20 protein-coding genes are annotated in these 20,832 nt (G+C 58.6%); 12 read left to right on the top strand and 8 right to left on the bottom strand.

From position 1 onward, the window contains the following. Positions 1-58 precede the first annotated feature (58 nt). From FHW04_RS03555 to FHW04_RS03520, 8 genes are read right to left on the bottom strand one after another with little or no spacing between them, the layout of a single operon-like run. The gene (locus tag FHW04_RS03555) at positions 59-904 is read right to left on the bottom strand and encodes a VOC family protein (protein WP_179420061.1); all 846 of its coding nucleotides are present in this window, start codon (positions 902-904) and stop codon (positions 59-61) included. 20 nt (positions 905-924) lie between these two features. Next, positions 925-2,064, bottom strand: a complete 1,140-nt coding sequence (locus FHW04_RS03550) for an amidohydrolase (RefSeq protein ID WP_089561805.1) — start codon at positions 2,062-2,064, stop codon at positions 925-927. 2 nt (positions 2,065-2,066) lie between these two features. Then, positions 2,067-3,176 (bottom strand): alkylhydroperoxidase domain protein, encoded by a 1,110-nt coding sequence (locus FHW04_RS03545; RefSeq protein WP_089561804.1) that lies wholly within the window; start codon positions 3,174-3,176, stop codon positions 2,067-2,069. A gap of 12 nt (positions 3,177-3,188) precedes the next feature. Next, on the bottom strand, positions 3,189-4,193 hold the full coding sequence (locus FHW04_RS03540) for a putative FMN-dependent luciferase-like monooxygenase (RefSeq protein WP_031378073.1): 1,005 nt from the start codon (positions 4,191-4,193) through the stop codon (positions 3,189-3,191). After that, positions 4,190-5,824 (bottom strand): dipeptide ABC transporter ATP-binding protein, encoded by a 1,635-nt coding sequence (locus FHW04_RS03535; protein ID WP_089561803.1) that lies wholly within the window; start codon positions 5,822-5,824, stop codon positions 4,190-4,192. The genes FHW04_RS03540 and FHW04_RS03535 overlap by 4 nt, the downstream gene beginning before the upstream one ends. Next, entirely contained in the window at positions 5,821-6,672 is an 852-nt protein-coding gene (locus FHW04_RS03530; RefSeq protein WP_089561802.1) for an ABC transporter permease, read from the bottom strand. The genes FHW04_RS03535 and FHW04_RS03530 overlap by 4 nt, the downstream gene beginning before the upstream one ends. Next, the gene (locus tag FHW04_RS03525) at positions 6,669-7,610 is read right to left on the bottom strand and encodes an ABC transporter permease (protein ID WP_089561836.1); all 942 of its coding nucleotides are present in this window, start codon (positions 7,608-7,610) and stop codon (positions 6,669-6,671) included. Before FHW04_RS03525 ends, FHW04_RS03530 begins: the two co-directional genes overlap by 4 nt. 13 nt (positions 7,611-7,623) lie before the next feature. Continuing rightward, positions 7,624-9,258 (bottom strand): TIGR04028 family ABC transporter substrate-binding protein, encoded by a 1,635-nt coding sequence (locus tag FHW04_RS03520; RefSeq protein ID WP_089561801.1) that lies wholly within the window; start codon positions 9,256-9,258, stop codon positions 7,624-7,626. Between the two features lie 570 nt (positions 9,259-9,828). On the opposite strand from FHW04_RS03520, the gene FHW04_RS03515 reads away from it, so the two are divergent. The 12 genes from FHW04_RS03515 to licT all read left to right on the top strand — a co-directional run bounded on the left by FHW04_RS03515 (position 9,829) and on the right by licT (position 20,778). Then, a complete protein-coding gene (locus FHW04_RS03515) occupies positions 9,829-10,833 on the top strand; it encodes an MsnO8 family LLM class oxidoreductase (protein WP_069729311.1) in 1,005 nt (334 codons plus the stop codon). A gap of 23 nt (positions 10,834-10,856) precedes the next feature. Beyond that, a complete protein-coding gene (locus FHW04_RS03510) occupies positions 10,857-12,011 on the top strand; it encodes an amidohydrolase (protein ID WP_089561800.1) in 1,155 nt (384 codons plus the stop codon). Between the two features lie 83 nt (positions 12,012-12,094). Continuing rightward, positions 12,095-13,408, top strand: a complete 1,314-nt coding sequence (locus FHW04_RS03505; protein ID WP_031377699.1) for an LLM class flavin-dependent oxidoreductase — start codon at positions 12,095-12,097, stop codon at positions 13,406-13,408. Between the two features lie 11 nt (positions 13,409-13,419). Continuing rightward, complete coding sequence (locus FHW04_RS03500; RefSeq protein ID WP_031377698.1) at positions 13,420-14,361, top strand: ABC transporter substrate-binding protein; 942 nt, start codon at positions 13,420-13,422, stop codon at positions 14,359-14,361. Between the two features lie 10 nt (positions 14,362-14,371). Next, a complete protein-coding gene (locus FHW04_RS03495) occupies positions 14,372-14,884 on the top strand; it encodes a GNAT family N-acetyltransferase (RefSeq protein WP_031377697.1) in 513 nt (170 codons plus the stop codon). Positions 14,885-14,893: 9 nt separating this feature from the next. Beyond that, positions 14,894-15,820, top strand: a complete 927-nt coding sequence (locus tag FHW04_RS03490) for an amino acid ABC transporter permease (protein WP_069729315.1) — start codon at positions 14,894-14,896, stop codon at positions 15,818-15,820. Then, on the top strand, positions 15,804-16,598 hold the full coding sequence (locus FHW04_RS03485; RefSeq protein WP_046289320.1) for an amino acid ABC transporter ATP-binding protein: 795 nt from the start codon (positions 15,804-15,806) through the stop codon (positions 16,596-16,598). Before FHW04_RS03490 ends, FHW04_RS03485 begins: the two co-directional genes overlap by 17 nt. 8 nt (positions 16,599-16,606) lie before the next feature. Then, the gene (locus tag FHW04_RS03480) at positions 16,607-17,512 is read left to right on the top strand and encodes an ABC transporter substrate-binding protein (RefSeq protein ID WP_089561799.1); all 906 of its coding nucleotides are present in this window, start codon (positions 16,607-16,609) and stop codon (positions 17,510-17,512) included. Positions 17,513-17,679: 167 nt separating this feature from the next. Beyond that, positions 17,680-18,240 (top strand): non-canonical purine NTP pyrophosphatase, encoded by a 561-nt coding sequence (locus FHW04_RS03475; protein WP_031377693.1) that lies wholly within the window; start codon positions 17,680-17,682, stop codon positions 18,238-18,240. Further along, positions 18,237-19,031 carry an SIR2 family protein gene (locus FHW04_RS03470; protein WP_031377692.1) on the top strand — a complete coding sequence of 265 codons (795 nt, stop codon included), beginning with the start codon at positions 18,237-18,239 and terminating at the stop codon, positions 19,029-19,031. Before FHW04_RS03475 ends, FHW04_RS03470 begins: the two co-directional genes overlap by 4 nt. Before the next feature lie 148 nt (positions 19,032-19,179). Further along, positions 19,180-19,521, top strand: a complete 342-nt coding sequence (locus tag FHW04_RS03465; protein WP_031377691.1) for a YebG family protein — start codon at positions 19,180-19,182, stop codon at positions 19,519-19,521. Between the two features lie 423 nt (positions 19,522-19,944). Then, on the top strand, positions 19,945-20,778 hold the full coding sequence (gene licT, locus FHW04_RS03460; RefSeq protein ID WP_031377690.1) for a BglG family transcription antiterminator LicT: 834 nt from the start codon (positions 19,945-19,947) through the stop codon (positions 20,776-20,778). The last annotated feature ends 54 nt before the right edge of the window (positions 20,779-20,832 follow it).

The following is a 20,832-nucleotide window of genomic DNA, read 5'->3' as shown; positions in this document are numbered from 1 at the left end:
AACGATAAAACGCCTCAGCAGAGGCGTTTTTTTTGCGATGTTCCGCTGGCTGCCGCCCTCAGGTAAAGCGTAAGGCCAGATTAAAACCCTGTCCCGATTCAACCAGAATCGCCTCCGACTGTTGTTCGAAGCTGACGTCGCCGGCCAGCAGCGCGGTTTTGACTTTGGTCAGATCGTCGGTAACAAAGCCCAGCGCCACCATCCGCGCACTGCCATCATAATCTTCCGGCAGCGGCCCAAAGCGCTGCTGCGCATAGTCTGCCGAGGCAAAACGCACCGTGGCAGCACCGGCGCGTAACACAAAAGCGCCTTCCGGACAGGCGATAATTTTTCCGCTACCAAACAGGTGGCTGTAGACCTGCGCCGACAGGGCCGGGTCCTGCGCCACAATCACGAACTCACTGATATTGCGCACACCGTTCGGATGCGCCTGCCACGCCGGTTGCCACACCGCTTCCGGCGTCAGATGCTGACAAAAAAAACTGCGGCCGTTGGGGATTAAAGATGGACGCAGTCGCACGGTGCGAAAACGCGCTTCAGTCACCGCGCCATCGGGCAGGGTAACCGGCCGGTGAAAGCTGGCGGGGGGATCGCCATCCAGATCCTGCCGCTGCAGATGCTGATATTCACTATCGGCCTCGCTGCTCTTCCACACCAGCCCGCTCAGCCCGAGTGGCGCTTGCCACAGATCGGCACGGCGGGCGGCCTTGCCCGGCTCATAGCCTAATAACTCCAGATAGTTTTCGCCAAAAACAGCCAGATGGTTACTGGACCCCAGCGAGTGATGACCCCGTTCGGTCAGCTGGAACCCGAGGCGACGAAACAGCGCGCTGGCCGCATCCAGCTGATCGGCGACATTGATCACAGCGTGATCGAGAATCGGTTGTGGGACAGGGACAGACATAAGCAGATTCCTTCTTTTGGTCATTGTGCCGCCACAATCTGCAACGCGCGTGGCGCCAGGCGGGTGAAGTAGTTCACCGCAGGCTCGATCAGCGCTTCATCAGGATCGAAACCCGCATGATGCAATCCATACGTGCTGGCGCTTCCGATACTGACAAATGCCCCAGGCACCTGTTGCAGATAGAAAGCAAAATCTTCGCCGCCCATCTGCGGGGTGGCGGCGCGCTCGGCCAGATAGCCCGTTTCCTGCGCCAGTTCCAGTGCCACATCTACCCAGGCTGGCGTATTGATCAGTGCCGGTGGGCCTTCCGTCCATTCCAGTTCGGCGGTGGCACCAAAGCCGGCGGCGATGCCCTGAATTAATGCGCTAATCCGCTGCGGGATCTGCGCCCGAATCTCGCTGTTATGGGTTCGCACCGTGCCTTCCAGCTCGACGCTTTCTGGCAGCACATTCCAGGTGTTGCCGGCGGTAAAGCGCGTCACGCTCAGCACTACCGTCTCGAGCGAACTGAATACCCGGCTCGGCAGCGTCTGCAAAGCGGTCACAATGTGGCTGGCAATCACAATAGAATCGATGCCTTCCTGCGGCCGCGCGGCGTGTGCGCCTTTGCCCTTAACCCGGATGACAAAGCGATCAACGTTAGCGTAGAACGCGCCCGGGCGGGTCCGCAGCGTTCCCAACGGCAGATCAGGCGCATTGTGCAGGCCAAAGATGGCCTGCACGCCCTCCAGCGCACCGGCATCGATCAGCTGTCGTGCGCCGGTAAAGGTCTCTTCCGCCGGCTGAAACAGGATCCGCACCCGGCCAGGCAGCGTGGCTTCACGCTGTTTCAGTTGCAGGGCAACACCCATCATCACCGCCGTATGCAGATCGTGACCGCAGGCGTGCATCACGCCCGGTTGCTGTGAGCGCCACGGCCGGTCAGTAATTTCATCAATCGGCAGCGCATCGATATCGGCACGCAGTGCGATCAGCGCCGGTCCGTCGCCCATCTCCGCCACCACGCCGGTTTTCAGTCCCAGCGGCAGCAGGCGGATGCCCGCCTGTTCCAGCCAGCGGGTAATGCGTTCGGTGGTAGCGAATTCGTGACTGGATAATTCCGGATGCTGATGCAATTCGCGACGCCACTGCACCAGTTGTTCAGTTGAAAACGATGTCATGGTTATCCCTGTTGTTGCGGCAGAAAAGGTTCACCCAGCGTCAGCATCAGGCGGTTCGCCCAGGCAAAAAAGGCACTGGACTGGATCAGATCGAGCAGGGCAAGCGTGTCCAGCCCCTGATCACGCACCGCATCGATATGCTGTTGCGTCAGCCGCGCCGGTGTGACCGATAGCGCCGCCGCGAAAGCGATCAGTGCCTGCCAGCGCGGGCTTTGACCGTGGGACAACACCGCACCCGGCGCCACGTTCAGCAGTTTCTGAATCGCATCATCCTGCTTCGCTAACTGACTGGCTTTGCGCGCATGGACCGACGCGCAATAGATACAGCCGTTAACCTTACTTACTACCGTTGCCGCCAGTTCCCGTTCAGCACGTGGCAGACCGCCCGCGGTGTAGAAAATGCCTTTATCGGTCAGGGTGCGCTGTTCCAGCAGCGGCAGGTTACGCGCCAGCAGACGGAAATAATCGGAGTCGCTATGACCAAATTTAGCCAGCGTAGCCTGTTCATCCGCACTGAACTCCGCCAGCGGTTTCGCCGCCAGCCAGGGTTCCCAGCCCAGTTCACGCTGGGTAAAGGCGGTAACGGCCGTCTTGCCGCTGGCGGTGTGCGGCGCATCGTGCCAGTGACCAGCCACCACCGGCGGCGCGTCAGCCTGTGCCACATCGCCCTGTAATACACGCAGACCGGCCAGCAACCGGCTCTGGAAACTGATAAAAGCCACCAGCTGCGCCAGCGTGACAATGCCGCGTGGGCTCCAGCCCGCCTGCTGCAATTCGGCAATGTGTGCCGGTGCCGCGCTGACCGGTTCGAAGGTCAGGCGTCGGGCAAACGCTTCGGCGGCCCGATCGCGCTCAGAGACGCCGCCCGGCTGCGACGATCGCAGGTGTAAATAGTGTGCCTGCAGGCCCGGCTGGTCATGCCACTCCGCCAGCTGCGCGGCCAATGCCAGCCGTTCAGGCAGCGGAAAATCATCCTCCTGCTGGCCGAACAGCACCGCATAACTGCCCTGGGTATGCTGGGTGGCGGCGTGGCGGACCTGGCGCGCTTGTGCCAGGTCAGAATCGGGGGCGATATCGGCCAGTGCGTTTAGCAGATCGTCAGCTTGAGTCATAACGTGCTCCTGTTAGCGAGGTTCGCCAGCCGCACGAAGCGCTGGCGCAAGATGTTCGGCAATCAGTTCGATCGAGCGCAGCGTGTCAGCATGCGACGGCTCAACGGAGTGCACCTGAAAAGAGATATCGGTGACGCGCAATAGCGTGCTGTCCTGTGCCAGCGAGCGCTGAACCGTCGCGACATCCCCGACGTGGGCATCAAACTGCGCCAGCAGATCGTCGAAGCGTTCGCCGCGCAATTGATGTCCGCCCGCGCGATACTGTTGCGCCTGCTGGCGAATGCCCGGCTCGGCCACCTGGCGTGCATACGCCGTTGAGTCCGCGACAAAAGCGGTGCGGGAGGCGAGAATGCGGGGCGTCACGCCCGCCGGTAGCGCAGCCAGATAGGCATCAATCAGTGGGTTTTGCAGCGCATCAAGCGGTAACGCCGGTTGGTCGGCCGGGCGCGGCTGGGTGCGGGACAGCATCAGACCGTGTCCGCCCTGTGCCGCGCGTACCGCACCTTCCACGGAGAATGTGGCGATCCAGACGCGATCGGCCAGTTGTGTCGCTGCCGGATAGAGATGGTTATCAGGATGGCCGAGCGAATCGCCACGCCAGGCGCTGAGCAGGGTATGCAGATGCTCTGCAAACGCCACGCCTCGCGCTTCAAAACGCTGACCAAATGAGTGAAACGACGACGGCGTACCGCCCGATCCCAGCCCGATTTCCAGCCGGCCATCCGCCAGCTGATCCAGCACCGCAGCGTCTTCGGCGACCCGCAGCGCATTCTCCATCGGCAGGGTGATAATGGCGGTACCGAGCCGGATATGGCGGGTGAGCGCTGCAACGTGCGCCAGAAACAGCAGCGGTGACGGCAGCCCGCCTTCATCCTGATGAAAATGGTGCTGCGCCACCCAGGCGTTATCAAAACCACATCGCTCCGCGTGCTGAATCTGTTCAGTTGCCAGCCGGTAACGCTGCTTCGCAGGCACCTTATCCAGCAGGCGGGTAAAAAAGCCGAGGCGACGGGTCATGCTGACTCCTTAGTCTTCAGGGGAAGCGTGTTCAATGGAATAAGAGGAGGAATGGCGTCGATTAATTCACGGGTGTAGGGATGGCGTGGGGATGAAAATAGCGTGACAACGTCACCTTGCTCTGCCACCTGTCCCGCTTTTAACACCGTTACGCTGTCGGCAATCTGCCGCACCGTGGCTAAATCGTGGGTAATAAACAGATAGGTCAGCCCCAGATCCGCCTGTAACTGCTGCAACAGGTCGAGGATTTGCGCCTGTACCGTGACGTCGAGCGCCGAGGTCGCTTCATCCAGCACCAGTATCTGCGGTTCGGCGATCAGCGCGCGCGCCAGCGCTACCCGCTGACGCTGGCCACCGGAGAGCTGATGCGGCCGACGCGACAACAGGCTCAGCGGCAGCGCCACTCTGTCGGTCACCGCTTCGACCCGCTGCCGACGCACTTCGCGGCTCAGGCGCCCAAAGTTACGTAACGGCTCTTCAATGATCTCAAACAGCGTCTGACGCGGATCGAGCGAGGCAAACGGATTCTGATAAACAAACTGGATTTTGCGTCGCAGCTGACGCAGTGCTTCACCGCGCAGTCCGTTGACAATATCGCCGTCCAGCGTCACCGTACCGCTGTCCGCCGTTTCAAATCCCATGACGATGCGCGCCAGCGTGGTTTTCCCCGATCCGGATTCCCCGACCAGCGCATGCGTGGTGCCGCGTGCCACCTGAAAACTGACCTGATCCAGCGCCTGTAACCGCTGTTGTTTACCAAGGGAAAAACTCTTTGCGATAGCGGTGACCTGAATCGCCGGGGCGGAAAAATGCGCGCGCTGACTCTGAGGGCGGGTACGCCGTTGCGGGGTGGCGTCCTGCAGCAACTGACGGGTATAGGGATGTGCCGGCGCGCTGATCAGACGGGCCGCCGGGGCGGATTCCTGAATTTCACCGTGGCGGAATACCATAATGCGGTCAGCCCGCTGGGCCGCCAGCGCCAGGTCATGCGTTACAAACAACACGGCGGTTCCCGACTCACGCCGCAGTTGATCCAGCAGGTCAAGAATGCGCTTTTGCACCGTTACATCCAGCGCGCTGGTTGGCTCATCAGCGATAATCAACGCCGGTTGCAGGGCAAGCGCAATGGCGATCAATACCCGCTGCTTCATCCCGCCCGACAGCTGATGTGGATACTGGTGAACGCGCTGTTCCGGATGGCTAAGCCCGACGCGGGTCAGCAACTCAATCACCCGCTGCTGACGCTGGGCGGTGGAACTTGCCCGGTGCAGGCGCAGAATTTCTGATACCTGCTCACCGATGGTTTTCACCGGATTAAGGGAATTGCCGGGGTCCTGAGGCACCAGACTAATCTGCGCACCGCGCAGCGAATCGAAACGCTTCTGCGACCACTGACTGATATCGACGCCGTTGAGTCGGATTTCCCCGCGATCGCGGCGGCCGTTATCCGCCATCAGCCCGATAATTGCCTGCGCCGTGGTGGTTTTACCCGATCCGGATTCACCCACCAGCGCCACCATCTCACCGGCGTTAAGCGTAAAACTGACATTGTGCACCACCGGTTGCCACAGATTGCCGCTGCGATAACTCAGGGTAAGTTGATCGACAGCGAGTAACGGTTGCCTGCTCATCGCTGGCCTCCTGACAGTTGCTGACTGATACGGTTAGCGGCGAGCACGACAGCCACCACCACCACGCCAGGAAAAGTGGTCAGCCACCAGGCGGTGGCCAGATAATTACGGCCTTCGGCGATCAGTAATCCCCATTCCGGGATCGGCGGCGGCGTGCCGTAGCCAAGAAAACTCAGGGTTGAGAGCGCCAGAATGGCCTGCCCAAACTGCAGTGCGGCATAGGCGATGACCGGGCTGAGCGCATTCGGCAGAATGTGACGCCACAGCACGGTGAAAAAGCGGCCGCCGCTGCCATAGGCCGCTTCGACATAGTCACTGTGACGGATGCGCACCACTTCAGCGCGCGCCAGCCGGGCGAAGCTGGCGATCGAGGCGGTGCCCACCGCCAGCGCCGCGTTCACCGTGCCGAAACCGAGCAGAATCAACAGGCTCAGCGAGAGTAACAGCGCCGGAATTGAGAGCAGCACATCGACCAGCCGCATCAGTACCGATTCGGTTTTGCCGCCTGTCGCACCGGCGATCAGGCCGAGCGCGGTGCCGATAACCAGCCCAATCGCCACCGCAATAAACGCCGCTGACAGCGAGTGTGACGCGCCGTAAACGATGCGGGCAAACAGGTCGCGTCCCAGCTGATCGGTGCCCAGCCAGTGACCGGCCTGCGGCGCCAGACGCTGGGCGCCGGCCACGCCTTCAACCGGGCTGGCGTCTGTAAACAGGCCAGGAAACAGCGCCGCCAGCAGTGCCAGCAGCATCACCAGCGCCGCCAGCCATAAGCCGGGCTGCACGCTGACTGCACCTCTCTTCGCCCGTGCCGGGCGTCGCGCCGCGGCATAATCAACCAGACTCATGGTGTGCCTCTCAACAGTTGTAAGCGCGGATCAAGCAGCGGCATCAGCAAATCCACCACCAGGTTAATCACCACAAAGCCCAGCGCTGAAATCACCACCACCGCCTGCAGCACCGCCACGTCCTGATTATTAACCGCCTGCTGCGTGAGCTGGCCAAGGCCGCCCAGACCAAACACCGTCTCGGTAATCAGCGCACCGGCGATCAGTTCGCCCAGCAGTAAACCGGCCACCGTCAGCACCGGCAGCAGGGCGTTACGCAGCACGTGTCGCCACAGCACGTAGCCTTCGCTGGCACCTTTGGCTCTGACTACCGCCACAAACGGACGGGTTGAGACCTCATCAATACTGCGCAACAGAATCTGCGCCAGCGGCGCGGAGATCGGGATCGCCACGGTGATAATCGGCAGAATCAGTCCCTGCCACGGCGAGGGATTGATCACCGGTATCCAGCGCAGCTGAAATGAGAACAGCTGTATTAAGGCGATCCCCAGCCAGAAGGTCGGGACCGAGATAAACAGCGCCGGCAGCGATTGCAGCAGATTACGCAGGCCGCGCAGCGCCGGATGGCGGGAGAGCGCCGCCAGCGCAAACGCCAGCAGCGTCGCCAGTAAAAATCCGCACAACGCCAGACGCAGGGTACCCGGCAGATTAGCGACCAGCAGCTGGCTGACCGGCACGCCCGCCTGAACCGAATAGCCAAAGTCACCGTGCAGCATGGCGGCCAGCGTATGCAGATATTGCTGCCACAGCGGATTGTCCGCGCCATAAGCCTGACGCATCTCAGCAATCTGCTGCGGGCTGAGACCGAGATCCGGATTCTGGAACTTAATCAGTACCGCATCGCCCGGCAGCACCTGCAACAGGAAAAATGACAGGGTAAAAGCGGCCCACAGGACCAGCAGTCCCAGTCCTGCCCGATGCAACAAGTAGTGGCGCATCATCAACTCCGGTTTAATGTTTTTCCAGCCATGCGCCATAAAGCGCCGGACGGCCTACCGCTTCAAACTTCACCCCTTTCAGCCAGGGTGCACCGGCATAAACCTGGGGCTCTTCGAAGATAGGAATGACGTAAGCCTGATCGAGCAGATAACGCTGCACATCAACGGTCAGCTGGAGTCGTTTGGCCGGATCGACCTCGGCTGAGATCGCCACCAGCAGCTGATTAAGCCGGTCGTCACGGAAGTTTTTGACTTTGTCGCTGGAGCCGCCTTTCTGCAGCAGGTTGTCGCGGTTAGCCGGATAGAAGCTGCTCTTAATCACGTCAGGATCGGCACGGCCAACTTCGGTGACGTTAAGCGGGGTTTTAAGCGGATCGAGATTATCCAGTGTTTTACTGCCGGCATCACCGGCCTTCACCGTCAGCGCGACACCCACCTGACGCCACTGCTGCGCCACCAGTTGCAGCACCTCTTTGTTCTGCGGCTGGGGTAAGGATTCATACACGGTGAGCGCCAGCCGCTGACCCGCTTTCTGACGAATGCCGTCGGCACCCGGCTGCCAGCCTGCCTGATCCAGCAATGCCCTGGCTTTCGCCAGATCGAACGTCAGTTTGTCAGCCAGATTGACGTAACCCGCCGCGCTTTTCGCTACCACCGAGGTGGCCTGCGGATAGTTGGCTGAGAACAGCGTATCCACCACCTGCTTCGCGTTGGTGGCGTGCAATAACGCCTGACGAACCCGGATATCGCTGACCAGCGGATTATCCGGGCGGAAGCTCAGGCTATCGTTGACGCCACGGGTCGGTGCGGCATAGATCGGGAAATTCTGTTCGCTAGCCTGTTTCTCATCATAGGCCTGAACCTGGCGGATAAAATCGGCCTGACCGGCCAGCAGCGCACCAATGCGCACGCTATCTTCCGGCGTGACCAGCACTTTAATGCCGTCCAGATTAGCCGGACCCTGCTGCTGACCGTTTACGGGTCCCCAGCGGTAATCCTTACGCGCCACCAGGTCGACTTCGCGCCCCAGCTTTTCATCGCTGACCACAAAGGGTCCCGAGCCGATAATATGGCGGGCATCGCCCAGCTGATCGAAGCTGCGCGCCAGCGTGCTGAGTGAAACCAGCCCGGAGCCGATAGTTGCAGTGCCCTGCAGGAACCCCGGAGACGGCTGTTTAAAATAGAACTTCACTGTCAGCGGATCGATGACTTCGCTGTGATCGTAATTATTGATCACCTCAGACACCGGCAGGCGCAGGGCTTTGTTACCCAGCCCGTAGGTATCGAAGTTTTTCGCCACCGCATTGGCATCCAGCGGCGTGCCATCGGAGAAGGTGACGCCGGGACGGAGTTTAAAGGTGTACTGGGTTTTATCGGCGTTGGTGGTCCAGCTCTCGGCAATCCAGGGTTCCACCTGCAGGGTTTCCGGGTTCTGCCAGGTTAACTTGTCGGTGATCTGATTCAGAATACCGCCATTCGGATAAAATCCGCCGGCAGGAGGATAGAGATTCGTATGTGCCTGCTGCTCCAGATAAATCAGCGTGCCGCCTTTGACCGGTGCGGCCACGGCATTAAAGGCAAAACTCCCGGCGAGTAAACTCAAAACCAGCGCCGGCGAACGCGGCGCACGGTGAAAAAACGTCTTCATAATGAATTCCTTTGTTATCAATTGTCTCAGCAGACGGAATCATCATCGAATGACGCAACACGCAGATAAACTAATGAATTGGTCAAAGCTTATCTGAAAAAAATCAATGCCCGGACAGGATGGCGTGTTCCGCCTTTATCCACTCGCCCGCTCCAATAATCTTCTGCACCGCACAACAACACCGCTGTTAAACCTCAACGCCGATAGCGGGCGTTAATAAAAAACAACGGGATATTCCCGCCGCCTTTACGGCAGCAGCCTTTTTAACCGCTGTTTTATTTAGCGATAAAGTGATCCGTGATTTGAAGTTCGCTTGTTGACTGCTTAAGACACTTTTCTGCAATCCATTGCCGATAATTTCGCTTTATGCCTGCAATAGCCGATTCATCAATATCTGAACAATTGATCAATAATCATAAGTATCTGTTTTTAATATTATTTATAATCCATTCACTTTCTCTTTTCGCACTGATATGAATAAACTAAAAATAGATAAAACAATATGATGTTTTACCAAATATAAGCCTCGCTCCACACTGGCCAGCAACCGGAATAATAAGGATCAGGTGAATGGCATATCGATTAAGTCTGTTAGACAAAGCGCCCGTCGTTGAGGGGGAATCGCCAGGCGCAGCATTGCAGCGCACCCTGCAACTGGCGCAGTTGGCTGAACAGTGGGGCTATCACCGCTTCTGGCTGGCGGAACACCACAACACCGCGCAGCTGGCCAGCCCGTCACCGGAACTGTTGATCGCGTGGATTATTGCCCAGACCCGGCATATCCGCGTGGGTTCGGGCGGGGTGATGCTCCAGCATTACAGTCCTTATAAGGTGGCGGAAAACTTCAATCTGCTGGCGTCACTGGCACCGGGCCGTATCGATTTAGGTATCGGCAAGGCGCCAGGCGGATTACCACTTTCTACCCGTGCGCTTCAGCTGGGTGTACAGCCGTCAGAGAAGGGCAGCTTTGCCGAACAGCTGCAGCTGCTGGATAGCTGGCTGAAACCCGACAGCCACAGCGGCGCTGATGACGATGAACGTTTGCAGGCGACGCCGCTGCCGTCACGGCCGGTGAACCGTTTTCTGCTGGGTGCCAGTGAAGAGAGCGCCCGACTGGCCGCCAGTCTCGGCTGGCAGCTGGTGTTCGCGGCGCATCTGAACGGTGACCGTCAGTTGCTGGAGCAGGTGCTCGGCACCTATTCCCGCCTCAGCAACGGTCAGCGCGCGCTGGTGGCCGTGCAGGTGGTGGTGGCCGATTCGCCCGCGGGTGCCGATCTGCTGGTGGCTAACCTCCGTCACTACCACGTAGCGGTGAAAAATGGTCCCGGCGTCAATGTTGCCAGCCTCGAACAGGCCGAACGGTATGTGCGCCAGGGGGGTTATCGTGATTACCTGATTGAGCCGCGTACGCCGTCGCTGCTGAAAGGCACCGCCGCGCAGGTTCATGCCCAGCTGGATGCGCTGCACCATAACTTTGGTATCGATGAGTTCATTATTGATACGCCGATCAGCGAACCGGTTGCACGTCACCATTCGCTGGCCCTGCTGGCAACGCATCATCTGGTCGCAGCCTGATCGCCCTTCAGCGGAGAATCATCATGAAGCCGAATGCATCACAACTGATTGAATGGCGGCGCGAGCTGCACACCTGGCCGGAGCTGTCGGGTCAGGAGTTTGCGACCACGGCACGGCTGCGCCACTGGCTGCAGGAGGCCGGCATCCGGCTGCTTGATTACCCGCTTGAAACCGGCGTGGTGGCGGAAATTGGACAGGGTGAAACGGTGATCGCCCTGCGTACTGATATTGATGCACTGCCGATTCACGAGGCGAGTGGCGTACGGTTTCATTCCCGTCATCCTGGCGTCATGCATGCCTGCGGCCACGATCTGCACAGCGCCGTGATGTTAGGCGCGGCGGTACAGCTTCGGGCAATTGAGCCACAACTGGCGGGGCGGGTGCGCATTCTGTTTCAGCCCGCCGAAGAGATCGCACGGGGCGCCCGTCAGTTTATTGACGCTGGCGTACTGGATCAGGTGCAGGCCATCTTTGGCATGCACAATGAACCGACGCTGCCGGTCGGCACATTCGCAACCCGCGGCGGCGCGTTCTACGCCAACGCCGACAAATTTATTATCCGCGTGACCGGCAAAGGCGCGCATGCTGCCCACCCGGAACAGGGTGTCGACAGTATCGTGGTCGCCAGCCAGATCATTCAGGCATTACAGGGACTCACCAGCCGCAGTTTCAGCGCGTTCGACAGTCTGGTACTGAGCATTACCCGGATTGATGGCGGCAAAACATGGAATGTCCTGCCTGGTGGCGTTGAGTTCGGCGGCACCGCCCGTACCCACGATCGCCAGCTGCGGGCCGAACTGGAACAGCGGGTGCGCACGCTGGTGGAAAACTTTGCCCAGGCGAGTGGTGCAGACGCGACGCTGAGCTGGCATCCGGGTCCGCCGGTGCTGGTCAATGATGATGACTGGGCGCACTTCAGCAGTGAGGTGGCGCAACAGCTCGGGTACCGGGTGCAGCCAGCCGGACTGCATCTGCTGGGTGAGGACTTTGCCTTCTATCTGCAACAGGTGCCTGGCGTGTTCGTCAGTATCGGCAGTGCCAGCGATTATGGCCTGCACCACGCCAGTTTCAATCCGGATGAAGCCCTGATCGCCCCTGCGGCAGACTACTTCGCTCAACTGGCCCAACAGGCGCTGCAACAGCTCAATGCGCGATGTCGGGAAGCCATTCTGACCTGATTTCACTATCTGCTGTCATTCCCTTGCGGCTGTCGTGACGACCGCCGTTCAGGCAGCGCTATGACTAAAAAAGAGAGAGCATCATGAGCACAAGACAACTTCGGCTGGGTACTATTCTGCACGGCGCGTCCGGGAACATGTCTGCCTGGCGTCATCCGGCGGCCCAGGCCGATGCCAGCATCAGCTTTGATTACGCCAGAAAGATCGCCCGCAAAGCGGAGCAGGGCAAGCTCGACTTTCTGTTTGTCGCCGATGGTTTATACATCAACGAAAAGTCGATTCCGCACTTTCTCAACCGCTTTGAACCGCTGACGCTGCTGTCGGCGCTGGCGGGCGTCACCGAGCATCTCGGGCTGGTTGGCACGGTTTCAACCTCCTACAGTGAACCCTTTACCGTGGCGCGCCAGTTTGCCAGCCTCGATCATCTCAGCGGTGGCCGCGCCGGCTGGAACGTGGTGACTTCGCCGCTGGAAGGCTCGGCTAAAAACTTCTCGCGTCAGCAGCATCCGGAGCACGCCTTACGCTATCGCATCGCCGATGAGTATCTGCAGGTGGTGAAAGGCCTGTGGGATTCGTGGGAGCAGGATGCCTTTGTGCGCGACAAGCAGAGCGGCCAGTTTTTCGATCCGGCTAAGCTGCATACCCTGAATCATCACGGTGATTTCTTCCAGGTTCAGGGCCCGCTTAACATCTCGCGCACGCCGCAGGGCCGTCCGATTATCTTCCAGGCCGGGGCGTCAGAGGACGGCAAAAAGCTGGCCGCCCGCCATGCCGATGCCATCTTCACCCACCAGCCAACCCGCGAAGAGGCGCAGGCCTTTTACCGTGATGTTAAACAGCAGCTGGTGGCGAACGGCCGTCAGCCAGAGGATCTCCACATCTTCCAGGGCGTGAGCGTGATTGTCGGTGACGACGCCGACGACGTGGAGCGTCAGTACCAGACTACCGCCGCGCTGGTGTCGATTAACGATGCGCTCAACTACCTTGGCCGCTTCTTCGACCATCACGACTTCTCACAGTATCCGCTCGATCAGCCCTTTCCTGATATCGGTGACATCGGGCAGAACAGTTTCCGCAGCACCACCGATGAGATCAAACGCAAAGCGCGTGAACAGGGACACACCCTGCGTCAGGCAGCACTGGAGGCGGCAACGCCGCGTCCCCTGTTCCACGGTACGCCGGAAGAGGTGGCAGATGGTCTGCAGCTTTGGTTCGAAACCGACGCCACCGATGGCTTCATTATCAACGGCGGCACCCCGGATACCTTCGAACGGTTTGTTGACCGCGTAGTGCCGATTTTGCAGGCGCGCGGCCTGACCCGTCGCGACTATCCCGGTAACACCCTGCGCGACAGTTTTGACCTGACGCTGCCGGTCAATCAGTTCACTTCACAATAAGAGCCTGTGCTATGCAAAAAAATAAAAGACTCATCGCCCTGATTATTCTGGCAGCCAGCGGCAGCGCCCTGGCGGACGGCACCAGCGTGGCGTACAACGGCCAGCGGGTCAGCCTCGACGCCAATAAAACGCCGATCCACAGTAGCAAGAACCCACAAGCGGTGGCGCAGTTGCCGGCCGGTCATCGCTTTGCGGTGCCAGGTTCATTTACCGTGGCGGTGGCGGCACAGAACTCTCCGCCGCTGACGGTCTTCTCCGACGACAATAAAACCCTGCTCGGCAGCGAAGTCGATATCGCCCGTCTGGTGGCCGACAGCCTCGGCCTGAAGCTCAATGTGGTGCCGACCTCATGGGAAGACTGGCCGCTGGGTGTCGCCTCCGGCAAATATGATGCGGCGATCTCTAACATCACCGTCACCAAAGAACGTAAAGAGAAGTTCGATTTCGCCACCTATCGCAAAGACTCTCTCGGCTTTTACGTCAAAACCAACAGCCCAATCACCTCGCTGACCAAAGCGGAGGATATTGCCGGACTGCGCATCATCGTCGGTTCCGGCACCAATCAGGAAGCGATCCTGCTGGCGTGGGATAAACAGAATCAGGCGAAAGGCCTGAAGCCGTTTACGCCGATTTATACCAAAGATGATGCCGCCCAGACGCTGGCACTGCAGGCCGGACGGGCCGACGCCTATTTTGGCCCCAACGTAATTGGCGCATGGAAAGCGGCGCTTAACGGCAAAACCCGGCTGGTCGGCAGCGTCGATGGTGGCTGGCCGAAAGCAGCCCACATCGCAGTGACGGTGAAAAAGGGCAGCGGCCTGGCTGAACCGATCAGCACCGCGCTGAACGGCGTAATGAAAAACGGCGACTACCAGCAGGTGCTGAACCGCTGGGGCGAAGGGGTGGAGCGGATCGATCGTTCCGAAATTAACCCGGCCGGACTGGGCGATTAAGGAGCAGACGATGAGTGAAGCCATATTCCGTGAAGTTTCGCCCGAGGCGGCGGAACTGCAACCGATTCTGACCGGCCTGTTTGGCGAATATGCCGCCCGCTACGGCGACTATTTTGCCCGCCAAAAGGAGCAGGAGCTGACCGAGTGGTATCTGCCGCCGCAGGGATTATTCATCGTGCTGGAGCGTGACGGCGAGATCATCGCGATGGGTGCCTATAAGCCTTATGACCCGCAGACGGCGGAACTGAAACGCATCTGGACCCGCAGCGATCTGCGGCGTCAGGGGCTGGCGCTGGTGGTGTTACAGGAGCTGGAGCGGCGTGCGCTGCGGGCGGGGTATCAGCGGCTGTTTCTCACCACCGGTTTCCGCCAGCCAGAGGCGGTGCGGCTTTACACCGGCCATGGCTATCAGCCGCAGTTTGATCTGAGCGGGGATCTGGAACGCTATGGTCAGCCGCCGCACGATGGCCGGCTGCGTTTTATAAAAGTGATTGGCGTGCAGGACGTCGCACAGGCGAGTTAAGGAGGGACGATGAGCAAGCATCAACATCTGCAGGTGGTGCCGGCGCGTTATCCGGCCCGTACCGTTGGGGCGATCGTCGCCCTGTTTATTCTGGCGGGCGTGATCCAGTCGGTCGCCTTTAATCCGCGCTGGGAATGGGGCGTATTTGCCCGCTGGTTCTTCGATCCGGTGATCCTGCATGGTCTGGGTCAGACCCTGTTGCTGACGCTGCTGGGGACGGTGTTCAGCCTGATATTTGGCGGGCTGCTGGCCCTGGCGCGCCTCTCCTCCTCGTGGCTGCTGAGCAGTCTGGCGTGGGGTTATATCTGGCTGTTCCGTTCGCTGCCGCTGATTGTGGTGCTGATCATTCTGTACAACTTCTCTTATCTCTACGACACCCTGTCGATTGGTATCCCGTTTACCACTCTGTCGTGGGGCGCGTTTCAGACCATTAATGTGCTGGGCCAGTTTCCGGCAGCGGTCATTGGCTTAACGCTGGTGCAGGCGGCCTACAGCGCGGAGATCATTCGCGGCGGGATTCTGGGGGTCGATCACGGCCAGGTCGAAGCGGCCTCCGCGCTGGGACTGTCGGCAACCCGCCGCACCTTCCGCATCATTCTGCCGCAGGCGTTACGCGCCATCATTCCCACTGCCTTTAACGAAATCATCAGCCTGGCGAAGGGCACCGCGATGGTGTACGTGCTGGCGATGCCAGAACTGTTTTACACCATCCAGATGATCTACAACCGCAACCAGGAAGTGATCCCGCTGCTGATGGTCGGCGCCGCCTGGTATCTGATTATCACCACCGTGCTGTCGGTGATTCAGCACAGCGTTGAACGCTGGCTGGCCCGCAGTGTGACCCGCGAACCGCAGCCGTCGCGCTGGCGGCAGTGGCGCAACCGCGTCACGCCTCTCAATCCAACCGAGGAGATCAGCCATGTCCGAAGCCATTGATTACCGCACATCACACACCACCGGTGCCATCAGCATTACCGGCGTCAGTAAAAGTTTTGGCAAACACAAAGCGCTGGATGCGGTTTCACTGTCACTGGATCCGGGATCGGTGACGGTGATCCTCGGCCCCTCCGGCTCCGGCAAGTCGACCCTGTTGCGCACCATCAATCATCTGGAGCGGGTGGATGAAGGGTTTATCCAGATTGACGGCGACTACATCGGCTATCAGCAGCGCGGCGATAAGCTCTACGAACTGAAAGAGCAGGCGATTCTGCGTCAGCGCATTAACGTCGGCTATGTGTTTCAGAATTTCAATCTGTTCCCGCACCTCAGCGTGCTGGACAATCTGATTGAAGCGCCGATTGCCCATCGACAGCTCACCAAAGCGGCAGCGATTCAGCGTGCCGGTGAGCTGCTGGATATTGTCGGTCTGCGGCATAAAGCTGACGCCTGGCCGCGTCATCTGTCAGGCGGCCAGCAACAGCGTATCGCCATTGCCCGGGCGCTGATGCTAAATCCACGGGTGATGCTGTTTGACGAACCAACTTCGGCGCTTGATCCGGAACTGGTCGGCGAGGTGCTCGACGTGATCAAAAAACTGGCGCGCTCCGGCACCACGCTGGTGATCGTTACCCACGAGATTGGCTTTGCACGTGAAGTGGCGGATAACGTGGTGTTTATGGTCGATGGCAGGATCGTAGAGCAGGGCAGCACCAGCCAGGTACTGAATAATCCGCGCCATGAGCGAACCCGGCGCTTCCTGGCGCGCGTGCTGTGAGGGTGACGATGAAGCTGAGCCCTCTGTCATTGCTGCTGCTGTCGCTGCTGTCGCCGCTGGCCACTTCCGCCGCTGAACAACGTGACACCCGGCAAAATGAAACGCCGATTCATGCGCCCGCCAATCCGGCAGCGATCGCAAAAATTCCGGCAAACTTTACTTTTATTGAGCCAGGCACCCTGACGGTGGCGACTTCCGCCACCAACTCGCCGCCGCTGTCACTGCTGGCGTCGGATAATGTCTCGCGGATCGGCAGCGATCCCGATATTGCCCGGCTGCTGGCCGACAGTCTGGGATTAAAACTGAAGCTGGTGCCGGCATCGTGGGAGGACTGGCCGCTGGGGATCACCGCAGGCCGCTACGATGTGGCGATGTTTAACATCGCCGTGACCGAAGAGCGCAAAAAGAAGTTCGATTTCGCCACCTATCGCGCCGATAACCACGCTTTCTCGGTGAAAAGTGACAGTAAAATCAGCGCGATCAATGCGCCCGCCGATATCGCCGGTAAACGCATCATCGTGGCGTCCGGCACCAATCAGGAGCGAATCCTGCTGAGCTGGGATCGGCAAAACCAGGCCAAAGGGTTGCCAGCAGTCACGCCGATCTATCTGACCGATGACGCCTCGGCCACGCTTTCCCTGCTGTCGGGACGTGCCGATGCGATGTTCGGGCCGCACTCGATGGCAGCGTGGAAGGCGGCGTCACGCGGACAAACAAAACTGGTTGGCAGCGGGCCGTTTCGCGCCTGGGTCGCGGTCACCACCAAAAAGGGCAACGGTCTGGCACCCGCACTGCAGGCGGCCATTGATGGCACCATCAGCGGCGGTCAGTATCAGCAGGTTCTGACGCGCTGGGGCGAACAGGATGAAGCCATCGCGCACTCCACGGTAAATCCCCCCGGCATTCAGTACTGAACCTTCTCTGGCGCTTCGGCGCCGTTTATTCTGCCTGCCTCGCTCCTCCGGCTGAACGGCCATCACGGCGACGGACCACAGAATTGCGCTACACTCTCCAGCGTTAGTGTTCTATCCTGCCCGCCTGTCGATTCAGCGCGCGGCGGAGCAATTAACCTGGAAGCCCCATGAAAATCAGATTCCTTTCTGCCAATGAGCAAAAGCTGGCGGAGGTGCGCAAAATCCTCGAACCTATCGGGGTCGAAGTATTGCCCATCTCCCGTCGTATCGAAGAAATTCAGACTGAAAACGAACTCGATCTGGTGCGCGATAAGCTGACCAAGGCCTTTTCACTGATTGGACGACCGCTGTTCGTTGAGCATACCGGACTCTATCTGGATGGCCTGAATGGCCTGCCAGCCGGGTTGACCCGCATCTTCTGGAACCGGCTGGATGCGGAGCGTTTTACCGCCCTGGTGCAGGGGCTCGATAGCCAGGCCGTGACGGCTAAGACCGTGCTGGGTTACTGCGATGGTCGCAAAATGTATCAGTTTTCCGGCGAACTGCGCGGTACCATCGCCGCCGAACCGGCCGGCACACGCGGCTTTCAGTGGGATTGTGTCTTTATCCCGGAAGGTTACGATCAGACATTTGCCGAAATGGGTGAACTCAAGAATGAGATTTCGATGCGGCGCATCGCGCTCGATCGCTTCGCCACTTTTTTGAAAACGGCTCGGGGAGTCGCATGAAACCTGAACTTAAACGTGCTTATGATTCCGGTAAGCTGATTCTGTTTGCCGGCGCGGGTATCTCACGCAATCTTGGTTTGCCGGAGTGGCATGAGCTGATTGCCCATCTCGCCAATGAGCTGGGTTACGATCCAAAAATCTTTAACACCTATGGCACCCATCTGTCGCTGGCGGAATATTACAAACAGAAGAAAGGATCGCTCGGCCCGCTGCGCAGCTGGATGGATCGCGAATGGCACCGCCCGGATATTGATGTCCGGACCTCAGAAATCCACACCATGATCACCCAGGGCAACTTTTCCCGCATCTATACCACCAATTACGATCGCTGGCTGGAAGCGGCACACGATGCGCATGGCGTCCCGTATTACAAAGTGGCTAACGCCGCCGATCTGGTGTCGCTGACCGAAGATAAACGCCACATTATCAAGCTGCACGGCGATTTCGATGATGACACCTCTATCGTGCTGGATGAAAGCAGCTACTTTGAACGGCTCTATTTCGATTCGCCGCTCGACATAAAACTGACCCACGACGTGATGGGCAATTCGGTGCTGTTTGTCGGCTACAGCATCAGCGATTTTAATATCCGGCTGCTGTTTTACCGCCTGACTAAAATGTGGGGCCGCACCGGGCTGGCGACGGCGCGTCCGAAATCGTATCTGTTTACCAACCGCAATAATCCAGTGGCAAAAGAGGTACTTGGACAGTGGGGGATTGAGATGATCGTCTCGGAAGAGGATGACCCGCGTAAAGCGCTGGCCGATTTTCTTGAGGCGCTGCTGGTCTAGCCAGCAACGCGCCTTCCCCGACAGAGTGGTTAAAGTTTGTGCCCGGTTAAGGTTATGCCGGGGATAACCGATAAACTCTATTCTCTGCTGGAAAAGCATCATCGTCGTGATATACTGTATGTATACACAGTATCTGAGGGGCAAAAACATGGCTGTCGAAACAAAATTTGTAGTAGTCAGAAAGGGTGAAGAGAAGATGACGTTTGCCAATAAAAAAGAGGCCGATGCCTACGACAAAATGCTCGATATGGCCGAAGCCTTCACCGACTGGCTGTTACAGCATCAACCCGCGCTGGATGAGACGCAGGCGGAAACCCTGGGCCTGCTGATTGCCGAGCAGAAAGATGCCGTGCAACATATTCTGCGCACCAGCAAACTGCCTGAGCCGGTTGCTGCTGATGCCCGTCAGCCTGAGACGGCATCAGACAGCGCCGATGACAAGGCTGAAGAGACTGGCAGTAAAAAAGTCCGCGCGGTAAAAGCAGCCTGACCCCGTTAACGCCGGAAGCGATCCTTCCGGCGTTATTGTTTTGACTGTGTCTGGCACCGATCTTCACCTTATGCCGCTTTGCGCACCTCCTTGTTAAAACGCCTTGCCTGAAAGGCCGTCTCGTCAAACCACTCTGCTTTGAAAATCCTTTCCGCTGAAAGATCTGCGCGTTTATGTCGCGTTCGCCGTAATGACGGCCCTTAAGGCGTCTCGCGGTTTACCTGTAGCGGGTTATATTTTTGATCTCGCCTTGCTGCAAATCACACCAGTAAGAACGATCTGTATCACGTTTCTTTTCGTAAGCTATTGAGGCTGCGATTGAAACTGATACAGTACCGCCACTGGATTGTTACTGCTTCGGCAGGCAAAACCTGATTTTCCGGCTTCTGCCGGAGGTCAGGTTTTTTTGTTTCTGGGGTTCCAATGAAAATCGCCAAAATTCTTAATAATAATGTGGTGGTTGTTCAGGATAAACACGGCGGCGAACAGGTCGTTATGGGGCGCGGTCTGGCCTTCCAGAGACGCGTCGGCGACACGCTTGATAAGGCGCGCATTGAGAAGATTTTCGCGCTGCAAAGCGACGAACTGATGCATCGGCTGGGGGATCTGTTAAGCCAAATTCCGCTGGAGGTGATGACCACCTGCGATCGCATCATCCAGCTTGCCGCCCAGCGGCTGGGGACCTTGCAGGAGAGCCTGTATATCACCCTCACCGACCACTGCCATTTTGCGATTGAACGGCAACATAAAGGCCTGACCATTAAAAATGTGCTGCTGTGGGAGATTAAACGGCTCTACCCGAAAGAATTTGAACTGGGGCAGGAAGCGCGGGCCATTATCGCTCAGCGCCTGAACGTCCAGCTGCCGGAGGATGAAGCGGGCTTCATCGCCCTGCATCTGGTAACGGCGCAGCTCAACAGCGAAATGCCGGAGGTTATGCACGTAACCCGGGTGCTGCAGGAAATCCTGCAGCTGGTGAAGTATCAGTTACAGATTGAATATGATGAAGAGTCGCTGAGCTACCAGCGCTTTGTGACTCATCTGAAGTTTTTTGCCCAGCGAATGCTGACGCGTACCGTGGTGCCGGATGACGATCTCTCCCTCCATCGGGCAGTAAAAGATAACTACGCCAACGCCTGGAAATGTGCCGAAAAGCTGGCGCAGCACCTGCAAAAAAGCTATCAGCGCGAGCTGACTGCGGAAGAAATTATGTTCCTCACCATTCATATCGAACGGGTGAGAAAAGAAGCACGCTAGACGCTATTACTGGATTTTTCTGCAACTGGATTTTTACTTCAACAGGATTGTTAC

Origin of the sequence: Pantoea sp. AN62, assembly GCF_050432985.1 — a bacterium.
Classification (GTDB): domain Bacteria; phylum Pseudomonadota; class Gammaproteobacteria; order Enterobacterales; family Enterobacteriaceae; genus Pantoea; species Pantoea brenneri.
The sequence above is the reverse complement of the archived record's forward strand: the minus strand, read 5'-3'. Positions and strand labels throughout refer to the sequence as shown.